A 13,447-nucleotide genomic window follows, 5' to 3' on the forward strand; every position below is an offset into this window, starting at 1 on the left:
GCATGTGTGCAATCGATTGACAAGAGCGTGCACGCCGCTAGTCTTAGCCAACGACGTTCGAAAAGTTCAGGTGGGGAGATTGCCAATGAAGGTTCAGCTACTGCGCGCCCGTCGCGTCCTGACCATGTCCGAACAGGGTGACGCCGAGGCGGTCGCCGTGCTCGGAGACAAGATCCTTGCGGTCGGCAGCCTGGACGATATCCGCAGCCAGTTCCCCAGGGCGCAGGAAACGGATTTCGGCAGCGGCGTCATCCTGCCGGGCTTCAATGATCCGCACATGCATCCCGCGCGCGCTGCCGAATATCATATCCACGCACATCTGGACCCGGAGACGGTCCACTCCCTGGACCAGTTGATGGACGTGATGCGCAAGGCGGCGGCGCGCACGCCGGCAGGCAAGCTGGTGCGCGGCGTCCGCTACGATGACGTGCGTGCAACGCAGGGCAGGCTGATAGATCGTGACGATCTCGACAGGGTGTCGACCGATCATCCGGTTCTGGTCACGCACTTCACCGGCCATATTGGGATCGCCAACAGCAGGGCGCTCGAGATGTTCGGCATCGCGGACAACAGCGAACCGCCTTCCGGCGGTTCCTACGGTCGCGATGAATCGGGACGCCTCAACGGCATACTGTACGGCTCCGGTATTCAGTCTCTTCTACCTCGCCTGCCGGAGCCGGACATCGAGGAAAAGCTCAAGGGCCTGCGCGCTTTGCAGCAGGAGTTCCATGCAGCGGGCCTCACCTCGGTGACGGACGCCATCGCCACCCCGTCCATTCTGGAGCTTTTCCAGGAGGCTGAGCGGCGTGGGGAATTGTCCCTGAGGATGGGGCTTCTGATTTGGCACACCTTCTACGACCACGCTCGAAGCCTCGGCATGCATACCGGGTTTGGCAGCGACCGGTTGAAATGGCTGGCGGTGAAGGCGGTTCTCGATGGCGCGATGTCGTCTGCGACCGCGCTGCTTGAGGAGCCCTATGAGGGCACCGACAATGTCGGAAAGCTCGTCATGACGGTGGAGGAACTCGACGCGCTGGTCCAGCGCGTGCAGGCCAATGGCGACCGCATGGCCGTTCATGCCAACGGCGACAAGGCGATTTCGATCCTGCTCGACGCATATGAGAAGGCACAGGCATTGACGCCCAAAGCCGGCCTGCGCCATCGCGTCGAACACGCGAGCCTCGTGACGGACGAACTGGTCGAGCGCATCAGGAAGCTCGACGCGATGGTCGTTCCGATCATGAGCTACATTCCCTTTCATGGCGACAAGCTGCGCCGCCTGTTCGGAAACGAACGCGCGAAGCGCATGGTCGCGTGCCGGTCGTTTCTGGATGCGGGCATCACGGTTGCCGGCTCGTCGGACTATGGCGCGTGTCCCTATCCGCCGCTCTACGCGATGCAGGCCGCGCTGACCCGGCGCGACAATGAGGGCGAGCTGGTCGGTGTCGAGCAGTGCATCACCATTGAGGAAGCGCTGGAGATGTACACGGTCAACGCCGCCATCGTCTGCGGCGAGGAGCATCTGAAAGGCAGTATCGTGCCGGGCCTTCTGGCGGATTTCGTCGTCCTTGCGCAGGACCCGAGGGAGGTCGCCGCCGATGAGGTCGCGGCCATTCCTGTCCTTTCGACATGGGTCGGAGGAGAGTGCGTCTGGACGGCGTGACCCCGTACTGCGCTTGGTCCAGGGGCGGGTCGTTTTCCGCGCCGCCGTATAGTATATTGACCGCCAAGAGCATTTTTTTCGGGAGCGGCCGTATCATGGCGGATGAAGATTTCGATGTGGGGGCGCGTCTCAAGGCGATGCGTATCGCGGCAAATTTCTCACAGCGCCAACTGGCGACATTGGCAGGGGTTCCGCATGCGCAGATATCCAACATCGAGACCAACAGAAACAGCCCGGCCGTCTCGACGCTTCGTAAAATATTGAGCGGTCTTGATGTCAGCCTCGCGGATTTCTTCGAGCCCGGCAGGGGTGTGCAATCCGGTCCGTTTTTCGGGGCAGAGGAGCTTGTGGACCTGACATCGCGCATTGCAGGCAAGAAGGCGGGCGGTGGTCGATTGCGGCTGCGCCAGGTTGGTGATGCGCGGGCCCACAATCTCCAGATTTTGCACGAATTCTACGAACCCGGCGCTGATACCGGAGAAATGCTGCTTCAGCATGCGTCTTCTGAAGGAGGTTATGTGGTGGAGGGGGAGCTGGAAATCACGGTGGGAGACGATGTGCGTGTGCTGGGCTCCGGCGAATCCTATCTTTTCGACAGCCGGACGCCGCACCGGTTCCGCAATGTCTCGAGTGGCCGGACGATTGTCATTTCCGCCTGCACGCCCCCTTATCTGTGAAGGATCGTGCAAATCAGATTGCTCAATATTATAGACAGTGCTAGCATCCTTTCATATTCCCAGAAGGTGCTGACATGACCGTTTCCTCCCAGCTTGCCACTCGCCAATCCGCTGCCGTCGCGGGCGGTGTCGGAACCCGTTCGATCTATGCCGAAAAGGCGCTGAATGCAGAGCTTTGGGATGTGGAGGGCAAGCGCTACATCGATTTCGCGGCGGGAATTGCCGTCAACAATACTGGACACCGGCATCCCAAGCTCATGCAGGCGGTGCGCGAGCAGGCCGAGCGCTTCACCCACACCTGTTTCCATGTCGCGCCGTATGAAAGCTACATCCGCCTCGCCGAGCGCCTGAACGCCATCGTCCCAACCGGCGCGGAGAACCGCACGATGCTGGTGACGACCGGCGCTGAAGCCGTTGAAAACGCCATCAAGGTCGCGCGGGCCTATACGAAGCGGCCGGGCGTGATTGCGTTCACAGGCTCGTTCCATGGCCGCACCATGCTGGGCATGGCGCTGACGGGAAAGGTCGCACCCTACAAGAAGAACTTCGGGCCGTTCCCGAGCGACATCTACCACGCTCCGTTTCCGAATGCGTTTCTGGGCATTTCCGTCGAGGAGTCGCTCGTCTCGCTCGATCGCCTGTTCCAGGCTGACATCGACCCGGAGCGGGTGGCGGCCATCATCGTCGAACCGGTGCAGGGGGAGGGCGGCTTCAACATCGCGCCGAAAGAGTTCCTGCAAGCCCTGCGCGCCGTCGCCGACCGCCACGGCATCGTGCTGATCGCCGACGAGATACAGGCCGGGATGGGGCGCACCGGCAAGATGTTCGGCTTCGAGCATGCCGGCGTGAAACCCGATCTGGTGACGATGGCCAAGGGTCTTGCCGGCGGGTTCCCGCTGTCGGCGCTGACCGGCCGCGCCGAAATCATGAACGCCGCGCATGCGGGCGGCCTTGGCGGCACCTATGCCGGCAATCCGCTGGCGGTGGCTGCGGCCAACGCGGTTCTCGACGTTATCGAGGAAGAGGGGCTCTGCGAGCGCGCCGCCGTGGTGGGGCAGCGCATCAAGGATCGCCTGGACGCGATCTCGCAGCGGCAGGGCATGGAGAAGATTGGCGATGTGCGCGGCCTCGGCGCGATGGTCGCCTTCGAGTTGGTCAACGACCGCGCCTCGAAGGATGCGGCGCCCGCTTTGACGAATGCGATCGTGGCGGAGGCCGAGAAGCGCGGACTGATCCTGCTTTCGTGCGGAACGCGCGCGAATGTCATCCGCCTTCTCGTGCCTTTGACGATAGAAGACGACGTGTTGTCCGAGGGGCTCGATATTCTGGAAGCTTCGATCGAGGCGGCCATTTCGGTCGCATGATGGACACGGCAATGCGCGGGGCTCCGGCCTCTTCGTTGCGAGAAATGATGCAAGTGAGACCATGACCGACAAGAACTATCCTGACACTCGGCTACTCATCGACGGAAATTGGCGGGGCGGCGTCCAGGGAAAGACGATCGCGGTGCTCGATCCGGCCACAGGCGAGGAAATCGGCAAGGTGGCCCACGCCACCAGGGCGGACCTCGATGCCGCGCTGGACGCCGTTGATCGCGGCTTCAGGGTGTGGAGCGCTACCTCCGCCTACGATCGCTCCAAGCTGATGCGCAAGGCCGGCGAGCTCCTGCGCGAGCGTGCCGGCGTGATTGCCGAAATGATGACGCTCGAGCAGGGCAAGCCCGTTGCGGAAGCCAAGGGCGAAGTGCTCGCCGGCGCTGACATCATCGACTGGTTCGCGGAGGAGGCGCGGCGCACCTATGGGCAGATCATCCCTACTCGCGCGCCAGGTGTGACGCAGATGGCGATCAAGCTGCCGGTTGGCCCCGTTGCGGCCTTCACGCCGTGGAATTTCCCGATCAACCAGGTGGTGCGCAAGCTTTCGGCTGCCGTCGCCGCCGGCTGTTCCATCATCGTGAAAGCCCCGGAAGAAACACCGGCGTCGCCTGCCGAACTGATCCGCTGCTTCGTCGATGCGGGCATTCCTGCCGGGGTGGTCAATCTGGTGTATGGCGTGCCGGCCGAGATTTCCGAATATCTCATCCCGCATCCGGTGATCCGCAAGATTTCCTTCACCGGTTCGACACCCGTCGGCAAGCACCTTGCTTCCCTCGCCGCCCGGCACATGAAGCTGTCGACCATGGAACTCGGCGGCCACGCGCCGGCGATCATTTTTGCAGATGCCAACCTCGACAAGGCGGTCAAGGTGATGGCGGGATCCAAGTTCCGCAATGCCGGCCAGGTCTGCGTGTCGCCGACCCGTTTCCTGGTGCAGGACAGCGTCTACGACACGGTTGTCGGTGCGTTCACGGAAGCTGCCAAGGCCATCAAGGTCGGCAACGGCATGGAAGAGGGCGTCCAGATGGGCCCGCTTGCCAATGAGCGCCGCATTCCCGCGCTGGAAGCGCTGATCAACGACGCCGTTGAGCACGGGGCGGAACTCAAGACCGGCGGCCACCGCATCGGCAACAAGGGCAACTTCTTCGAACCGACGGTTCTCTCCAATGTGCCGACGCACGCGCGCATCATGAACGAGGAGCCCTTCGGTCCGGTCGCCGTGTTCAGCCCGTTCTCGACGCTGGATGAGGCAATATGCGAGGCCAATCGCCTGCCGTTCGGCCTTGCATCCTACGCCTTCACCGGTTCGGCGGACACCGCGCAGCAGCTCGGCGTGCGCATCGAGGCCGGCATGACGACGATAAACCACAACGGCCTTGCCCTGCCTGAAGTGCCCTTCGGCGGCATCAAGGATTCGGGCTATGGAACCGAGGGCGGCTCGGAGGCGATCAACGCCTACCTCGTCACCAAATTCGTCACGCAGACCGCTGGGTAACTGCAAAGGCCAGACATCGGGCATCGGAACGGCGGAACCATCCGCTTTTGGATCGTTCCGATGCTGATACAACGTGATTTGAGGCGCCTCCGCGCGCGGTGACCAGACTGACGACCCCAGGAGAGATGCGATGAACGGTGCTGACAAGCTGTGTGACGTACTTTTGGTCAATGGCGTCGATGTGTGCTTTGCCAATCCGGGCACCTCGGAGATGCACTTCGTTGCCGCGCTCGACAGAAAGCCGGATATGCGCTGCGTGCTGGGCTTGTTCGAGGGCGTGGTCACGGGCGCTGCCGATGGCTATGCGCGCATGGCGGACAAGCCAGCCGCGACGCTGCTTCATCTGGGGCCCGGTCTCGCGAACGGACTGGCCAACCTGCACAATGCGCGGCGCGCGAACACGCCGGTCATCAATATTGTCGGCGATCACGCAACCTATCACCTGCAATACGACGCGCCCCTGACCAGCGACATAGAGAGCCTCGCGCGACCCATGTCGCAATGGGTCGGCCGCGTGGAGACCCCTGCGGACGTGCGCAGGATGACGGAAGAAGCCTATGTGGCTTCCGTCAGCCGACGCGGCGTGTCGACCATGATCCTTCCAGCCAACGCGGCGTGGGGCGATGCGGAGCCCGAAGATCTGGCGCCCGTGGCCGTGCCTGCGGCGGCACCTGCGTCGCCGGACAAAATCAGCGAAGCATCCGCGGCGCTGAAGAGCGGAAAGCGCGTCGCTATCATCCTGGCCGGAAAGGCGCTTCGCGCCGAGGCGCTGGAGATAGCGGGCAAGATCGCCGCCGCGACCGGTGCCGTGCTGTTTTCGCAGCAGTCCGACAGGCATGAGCGCGGCGCGGGGCGGGTGGCGATCAGGCCGGTGCCATATCCAGTCGGCATGGCAGTCGCCGCGCTTGCGGAGTACGAGGTGGCGATCTGCCTCGGCAAAGGCGCTCCCGTCGCGTTTTTCGCCTATCCGGGAATGCCCAGCCTCGTTCTGCCGCCCCATTGCTCAACGATCGACCTTGGCGGCGCTGAAACGAATCTTCTGGAAACGCTGGAGCTTCTTTGCTCGGAGGTTGGGGCAACCGCCGCACAGGCCGTGCTGAACAGGCTGACGCAGGGCGAGGTGGACGAGCCCACGGGTGACCTCACGCCGGACACGATCGGGCGCGCGCTCGCCCGCCGCATGCCCGAAAACGCGATCATCTGCGACGAGTCGATCACATCCGGGCGGGCGTTCGGGCAGTTTGCGCCGGGCATCCAGCCGCACGATCATCTGTCGCTGACGGGTGGCGCCATCGGTATCGGTATCCCGCTTTCGGTGGGCGCTGCGCTCGCACGGCCCGACCAGAAGGTCATCCTGCTTCAGGCCGATGGCAGCGGCATGTACACCGTGCAGGGACTGTGGACGCAGGCCCGCGAAAATCTTGACGTGGTCACCATCGTCTATTCGAACCGTTCCTATGCCATCCTTCAGGGCGAGATGCGCAATGTCGGCGTGAACCAGTTCGGCAAGAATGCCCGCGCCATGCTCGACCTCGACCGTCCCGATCTCGACTGGTGCCTGATGGCCCGCGGCATGGGCGTCGAGGCCGGTCGAGCGACCACCATCGAGGAGTTTTCGCGACTGCTGGATTCGGCCCTGGCAAACAAGGGCCCCTTCTTGATCGAAGCGATGATCTGAGCTTGCCGTTTCCTTCCTGCATTTCCTAATCCACCGAAAACTGTGGCCCCAAGGCGTTTCAACCGCAACGCGAAGCCGTTCAGGTTTCCTCTTTGCAAACGAATGTTCTAGAAGGGGAATTCACGGAGGAAAACGGCTTGCAGCGAGTCGGCGCAACCACCATCAAGCAGATTGCGGAAGAACTCGGTGTCCATCCGTCGACGGTTTCGCGCGCGCTCAACCCGTCGACACGACGGCTGATCGGCAAGGCGACGACCGAACGGATCGAGCAGGCCGCCAAGAAGCTGGGCTACTACCCCAATGCGGCGGCGGCGAGCCTGCGCACCGGCCGATCCAAGCTGATCGGCGTGTTCCTGCCTGACATCAGCAACCCCGTCTTTTCGCCGATCCTCAGTGGCATTGCCGAAGTCACTTCGGAAGCAGGTTTCGCCACCATCGTCGCCGATGTGGGCACCGAATCGCGAAGCCAGACGGAAATGATGTTCGAGCTGGTGGCCCGCCGCGTGGAAGGCCTTATTCTTGCAACGGTCAGCCGCAACGACAGCCTCGTGCAGCAGTGCATGAGCGAGGGACTGCCGGTCGTTCTGGTCAACCGCGCCGAGAGCCAGATGCGGGTATCGTCCGTTACGTCCGACGACGCATACGGCATGCGGCTGGCCATCGACCATCTCCATGCGCTGGGGCACCGCCGCATCGGTCATCTTGCAGGACCGCAGAATCTGTCTACGGGCTATCTTCGAGGCAAGGGATTTCACGAAGCCGTTGCAGCACTCGGGCTCGATCCCGCCGACGCGCCGGTGGTGGAATGCAGCGCCTATACGCGACAGGCAGGCGCCGTCGCCATGGATGCCCTTCTGGTGCAAAAGCCCGATGTGACGGGGGTCGTCGCCTCGAACGATCTCGTTGCGCTCGGTGCCTATGACGCACTTCAGCGGGCCGGACTGAAAGTGCCGGACGATATTTCGGTGGTGGGACACAACGACATGCCGCTTGTGGACATGGTGCACCCTCCGCTCTCGACCATACGCATCAGCCATCGCGAACTCGGTCGTGAGGCGGCGCGGCTGCTGATGAGCGAAATCAACCATGATGGCAGCGCGCGCCGCAGCATCGTGCTGGCGCCGGAACTCGTGGTACGCAGTTCGACGCGCAAGGTCTGACTTTCAGGCGGCCTTGCCTGGAAAGCGCGGAATCGCGTCGAGCAGATCGCGCGTATACTGGCTGGAAGGACGTTCGAACACGTCTTCGACGTTGCCGATATCCGTGAATTCTCCATGCTTGAGCACGCCGACCGAGTGGCACAGGTTCCGCACGACACCGAGGTCGTGCGAAATGAAAACGTAGCTCAGTCCTCGCTCCTGCTGGAGGCGACGCAGAAGCGCGATGACCTGCGCCTGTGTGGACACGTCCAGCGCGCTGACGGCCTCGTCGCAGATCACGATGCGCGGATCGCACGCAAGTGCGCGGGCGATCGCCACGCGCTGCTGCTGGCCGCCGGAGAGTTCGTCGGGGTAGCGATCGCCCAGATGGCGTGGAAGGCCTACGTCGTCGAAAAGCCGGTCGACCCGCTTGTCGAGCTCCGAACCTCGCAGCCCGAGATGGAAGGCGACGGCTTCCGCCACGGTGTCGCGCGCGAGCATACGAGCGTTGAGCGACAGGCGAGGGCTCTGGAACACGACCTGCACCGCGCGGCGGTACGACAGCGGCGTTTGCCCCTCCTTCCAGTCGGTGATGCGCTCGCCTTCGAAGGTGATGCTGCCGCCGAGGACGGGGATCTGGCGCAGGATCGCCTTGCCGATGGTGCTCTTGCCAGAGCCGGATTCGCCCACGAGCCCGAACGTCTCGCCGCGCTTCACCGTGAAGGAAACGCCGTGCACCACCTGGCTGTAGCGGGGGGAGCCCCAGATCGAGCGGCCCTTCTCGTAGCGGATGCGCAGATCGTCGACCCGCAGGATGACGTCGTCGTTCTTGCCGGTCATGGCGTCTTCTCCACAGGGCCGCCAAGCATCTCGCGCGCCAGCATGAGCTGGCGGGTGTAGGGATGCTTCGGTGCCGAGAACAGATCGGCTGTCGTGCCTTGCTCCACCATCTCGCCAAGCTTCATCACGCCCACGCGGTCGCAGACCTGGGCGACGACGGCAAGGTCGTGCGTTATGAAAAGCACGGACATGCCAAGCGTGTCGCGAAGCTCGAGCAGGCGGTTCAGGACCTGCTTTTGCACCGTGGCGTCGAGGGCGGTCGTCGGCTCGTCGGCGATCAGCAGCTTCGGCTTGCATATCAGCGCCGCCGCGATCATCGCGCGCTGGGCCATGCCCCCGGAAAACTGGTGCGGGTAGTCGTTCAGCCTGTTGCCTGCATCGGCCACGCCGACCAGATCGAGCAGTTCGGCCGCGCGGACGAGCGCCTTCCTGCGCGATATGCCTTCATGCCGCACCAGCCCCTCGATCATCTGGTCGCCGATCTTGTGTACCGGCGACAACGCCATCATGGGGTCCTGAAACACGACGCCGATGTCCCGGCCGCGTATCCTGCGCATCTCGCGTTCCGGCAGGCCCGCGAGTTGGCGCTCGCCGAGCAGGATACCGCCTTCCGACATCCGGCCGGGCCTGGGCACCTGGCCGAGGATCGCGGCGGTGGTCATCGACTTGCCGGAGCCGGATTCGCCCACCAGCCCATAGATTTCGCCCGGTTTGATCGAGAACGAGACGTCGTTGACGACCTTCTGGAAGGCACCGTCATGACCGGGAAATTCGACGCTCACATTCGAGAGCGTCAGAACGGCATCTTTGGGCCCGTGCTCCGGTGCTGGCGCTGGGGCCGGTGTGGCCGCGACCGCCCGGCCGGCCAGGTACTTCTTGCGTTTCGTGATGACGAGATCGCTGTTGAAGGCGTCGCGGAAACCGTCGCCAAGCAGGTTGAAGGCGAGAACCGTCAGCGTAATGGCGATGCCGGGGACAAGCGACAGCAGGGGCTGCTGTATCTGGAAACGGCGGGCGTCGTCGAGCATCGCGCCCCAGCTCGGGCTGCCGGTGGCGACGCCGAGACCGAGGAAGCTCAGCATCGCCTCCAGCAGAATGGCGACGCCGGCGAGAATGGATGTCTGCACGGCAATCGGGCCAATGGCGTTGGGCAGGATGTGCCGGAACAGGATGCGCGGCGTCGAATAGCCCTGGATTTCCGCCGCCTGAACGTAGGCCTTATGACGTTCCGCCAGCACGACGGCGCGTGTCAGGCGCAGATAGGACATGGCGAAACCGACGCTGACGGCGAGCATCGCGTTCGTCAGGCCGCGGCCCAAGATAGCGATGAAGGTGAAGGCGAGCAGCAGCATCGGAATGGCCTGCTCGACTTCCACGAGACGCATGACGATCTTGTCCCACCAGCCGCCGCGGTAAGCGACGAAAAGCCCGACGGGAACGCCGACGAGCAATGCCGGTCCGACCGCCTGCGCCACGGCGAGCAGAGCCACGCGAGCGCCCCACATTCCGCGCGACAGCAGATCGCGTCCGAGGTCGTCCGTGCCCAGGAGATGCTCCCCGGAGAGGCCCTGGAGGCGCTTCAGGACATTGGAGGCATTGGGATCGTGGGGCGCCAGATGGTGTGCGAAGGCGGCGAAGACCACCAGCAGCAGGACCCACGAGAGCGCGAGCACCGTTGCCGGCTGCGAGAAGAGGCGGGCGAAGAAACCCGGACGCTTCGGCGAGGTTTCCGCAAGCGCGGTTTCGATCGGTGCCTGGAGCGTTTTCACGGCTGGTTCATCCATCATTCCGGCCGCACCTTGGGATCGAGCAGGCCATACCCAATATCGACCAGCAGGTTGACTGCGATGATGAAGAGGGCGACCACCACGATGACCGCCTGGAGCACGGGCACGTCGCCACGATTGATCGAGTCGAGGATCAGCGTTCCGACGCCCGGCAGCGAGAAGACCTTTTCAACCACGAAAGAGCCGCTCAGCATCAGTGCGGTGAGCATGCCGATAATCGCCAGCACCGGCATCATCGCGTTCTTCAGACAGTAGCGCATGACGAGGCGGCTGCGCGGGCAGCCACGTGCCGTCAGTGCGCGCGCATATTGCGAGTCGAGCTGTTGCAGCATCGACGAGCGCGTGTGGCGGGCGATGTTCGCGGTGGCCCCCAGACCCAGCGCGAAGCAGGGCAGGACGAAACGGCTCAGCCACGGCCAGAAGCCTGCCGAAGGCGGCACGTAGCCAGCCACGGGCAGCCAGCGCAACTGCACGGCAAACAGCAGAACCAGCAGCAGCGCCAGCCAGAATCCGGGCATCGCCAAAAGCACCGAGACGACGCTCGTCAACGCACGATCCAGAAAGGAATTGCGGTAGAGCGCGGAAAGCACGCCGACAGGCACGCCCAGCAGGACGGCAATGGCGATGCCGCCGAGCGCTAAGGCGAGCGTGATCGGGATGCGGTGCGCGATCTCGGTCGCCACGTCGCGACCGGTTACGTAGGATCGACCGAAATCACCCTGGAGCGCCTTGGCTACCCATTCGAAGAAAATGATGGGCGCGGGCCGGTCGAGCCCCATTTCCTCTGTCAGGCGTGCAACGGCTGCCGGGGTGGCGGAATCGCCGAGGATCGCGGCGGGCGCCTGGACGGGCACGAAACGAAACAGGATGAACGTGCAAAGCGCCACCAGCAGAACCACGGGAACTGCGGCAATGGTGCGGGCGAAAGTCAGTTTCCACATGCGGTGTGCCTCTTAGAGCGAGGATTGGAATAATGGAAACCGGTCTTCGGACCAACTCCTGCTCTACGTCCGTGAATGCGTTGCATTCGTGCAGAGCAACATGCCGCTGCTTGCGAATGCCACGGCGGGAAAGGATGGCCCTTTCCCGCCGAGGGGAGCGGTTCTCGCCACTCGCGATCTTATTGCGCCAGACGCACATCCTTGTAGCGCAGAGCCGACGGCTCCCAGTGCGTCGTCGCAATTTCCGAGATCGTGCCGGTGTTGTAGTGAACCACGCCGACAGTGTCGAAGTAGCCGCAGTCGAGCGCCTCGTCATGAATGATCTGCGTCATCTCCTGCAGCAGCGCCGGCTGCTCGGCCTCCGGCGCGACGAGTGCCTGCTGGTAGAGTTCCTCCAGACGCGCCGGCGGCTCGACCTTGAAGGTGTTGGCCGCGCCATCTGCGGCGAAGCGGAATGGATAGTAGTTGAACATGCCGCCGTTCTCAGCCGTCATCGTGTTGATGATGAAGGGATAGCGGCCCGAATAGAAGCTCTGGAAATATTCCGGGGTCGGCATCATAACGATCTCGGTTTCCAGGCCGGCATTGACGAAGCTTTCCTTCGCCAGTTCCGAGATCACGCGCATGAAGTCGGGGCTCGGAAACTCGAGCTTGACGTCCGGGTTGCCTGCTTCGGCGAGAAGCGCTTTCGCGCCCTCGATGTCATATTCGTAGGCCTTAAGGCCCGGAACGTGCGCCGGGTCGCCCTCGTCGAAACGCTGGCTCGGGAAGTTCAGGAGGCCCTCGTAGCGCGCCGCATTGATATGCTCCAGCGGCATTGCCATGCACACCGCCTTGCGCACCCGTACGTCGCCCAGCGCGCCGGCGCGGTCGAACATGATCAGGTGGTAGCGCAGGGTGGACCAGAGATGGTTGGCGAAGCCCATGCTCTCGGCCGTCGCCATCTGGGTGGGGTCGCCGTCGGCGGCGTCGACCTGGCCCGCGAGCAGCGCGTTGTAGCGCGAGGCGGAGTCGGGCAGGTAGAAGATTTCGACGCGCTTGGGGCCGACGTCCTCGGGCGCATAATAGCCGTCGAAATAGTCGAACACGTAGTTCGAGCCGCTGACGGTATCGGCCTCGTTGAATATGTAGGGGCCGGTGCCGACCGGGCTGGTCTGCCAGGTCCCGTCCTCGAGCGCCTTGGGGCTGGCGAATGAAAGACCGCGCTGGCTGAGCGTGTAGAGCAGGGCCGGGCTTGGTGTGTTGAGGTCGAAGCGCACGGTATGGTCGTCGACCTTCACGACATCCTCGATACCCGCGATCGTCTCGCGCCAGCGGTTGGAGGCCGCCTGCACGTTCTTGATGTTGGCGATCACCGCGTCCGCGTTGAACGGCGTGCCGTCGTGGAAGGTAACGCCTTCGCGAAGCTTGAACGTGATGTCGGTCGGCGTGACCGTCCATTCCCGCGCGAGGCCGGGCTGCAGCGTGACGCCGTCGGGGGCCATCTGCAACAGGCCCTCATACACGAGCTGGGTGAAGGTCGTGTTCGGCTGAACCTGCGGGTTCCAGCCCTGGGGTTCGAAAGCCGCTCCCCACTTCAGGGTGCCGGACGGCTCCGCCCAGGCTGGGCCGCTCAAGCCAGCGGCTGCGATGCAGCCCACCGCTACCGCGTACTTTGCGCAATCGATTGCTTTTTTAAGCACTGGCAATGTCTCCTTCAGAGCGGCAGCAAATCCCTCAAAGACTCAAGGGTTTGGCCATTTTGTTGTTCCCGGGATGCATGAAGATGTATTGTTGTTTTGCTAATTCGTATTCCATCGTGCGAACGATTGCAAGAGTGTCAAGGGCTGAGTTCGATGGCTGCGAAATCGT

Annotated in this window: 10 protein-coding genes; 6 read left to right on the top strand and 4 right to left on the bottom strand. The window is 63.4% G+C overall.

What is annotated here, in order from left to right; all coding sequences use genetic code 11:
* Positions 1 to 85 precede the first annotated feature (85 nt).
* From AAFN55_RS12435 to AAFN55_RS12460, 6 genes are all read left to right on the top strand, one after another.
* Entirely contained in the window at positions 86 to 1,663 is a 1,578-nt protein-coding gene (locus AAFN55_RS12435) for an amidohydrolase (protein WP_347799145.1), read from the top strand.
* 95 nt (positions 1,664 to 1,758) lie between these two features.
* Positions 1,759 to 2,340 (top strand): cupin domain-containing protein, encoded by a 582-nt coding sequence (locus AAFN55_RS12440; RefSeq protein WP_347799146.1) that lies wholly within the window; start codon positions 1,759 to 1,761, stop codon positions 2,338 to 2,340.
* Positions 2,341 to 2,414: 74 nt separating this feature from the next.
* Positions 2,415 to 3,704 carry a 4-aminobutyrate--2-oxoglutarate transaminase gene (gene gabT, locus AAFN55_RS12445; protein WP_347799147.1) on the top strand — a complete coding sequence of 430 codons (1,290 nt, stop codon included), beginning with the start codon at positions 2,415 to 2,417 and terminating at the stop codon, positions 3,702 to 3,704.
* 61 nt (positions 3,705 to 3,765) lie between these two features.
* Complete coding sequence (locus AAFN55_RS12450; RefSeq protein WP_347799148.1) at positions 3,766 to 5,211, top strand: NAD-dependent succinate-semialdehyde dehydrogenase; 1,446 nt, start codon at positions 3,766 to 3,768, stop codon at positions 5,209 to 5,211.
* Between the two features lie 130 nt (positions 5,212 to 5,341).
* A complete protein-coding gene (locus tag AAFN55_RS12455) occupies positions 5,342 to 6,889 on the top strand; it encodes an acetolactate synthase large subunit (protein WP_347799149.1) in 1,548 nt (515 codons plus the stop codon).
* A gap of 137 nt (positions 6,890 to 7,026) precedes the next feature.
* Complete coding sequence (locus AAFN55_RS12460) at positions 7,027 to 8,049, top strand: LacI family DNA-binding transcriptional regulator (RefSeq protein WP_347799150.1); 1,023 nt, start codon at positions 7,027 to 7,029, stop codon at positions 8,047 to 8,049.
* 3 nt (positions 8,050 to 8,052) lie between these two features.
* Here the strand turns inward: AAFN55_RS12460 and AAFN55_RS12465 are convergent, their stop codons facing one another.
* The 4 genes from AAFN55_RS12465 to AAFN55_RS12480 form a co-directional block, all read right to left on the bottom strand.
* Positions 8,053 to 8,868, bottom strand: coding sequence for an ATP-binding cassette domain-containing protein (locus AAFN55_RS12465; RefSeq protein WP_347799151.1), 816 nt, complete (start codon positions 8,866 to 8,868; stop codon positions 8,053 to 8,055).
* Positions 8,865 to 10,655, bottom strand: coding sequence for a dipeptide/oligopeptide/nickel ABC transporter permease/ATP-binding protein (locus AAFN55_RS12470; RefSeq protein WP_347799152.1), 1,791 nt, complete (start codon positions 10,653 to 10,655; stop codon positions 8,865 to 8,867). The genes AAFN55_RS12465 and AAFN55_RS12470 overlap by 4 nt, the downstream gene beginning before the upstream one ends.
* The gene (locus AAFN55_RS12475; protein ID WP_347799153.1) at positions 10,652 to 11,596 is read right to left on the bottom strand and encodes an ABC transporter permease; all 945 of its coding nucleotides are present in this window, start codon (positions 11,594 to 11,596) and stop codon (positions 10,652 to 10,654) included. The genes AAFN55_RS12470 and AAFN55_RS12475 overlap by 4 nt, the downstream gene beginning before the upstream one ends.
* A 179-nt stretch (positions 11,597 to 11,775) precedes the next feature.
* The gene (locus tag AAFN55_RS12480) at positions 11,776 to 13,278 is read right to left on the bottom strand and encodes an ABC transporter substrate-binding protein (protein ID WP_347799154.1); all 1,503 of its coding nucleotides are present in this window, start codon (positions 13,276 to 13,278) and stop codon (positions 11,776 to 11,778) included.
* Positions 13,279 to 13,447 lie beyond the last annotated feature (169 nt).

The organism is Mesorhizobium sp. CAU 1732 (genome assembly GCF_039888675.1).
Taxonomy (GTDB): domain Bacteria; phylum Pseudomonadota; class Alphaproteobacteria; order Rhizobiales; family Rhizobiaceae; genus Aerobium.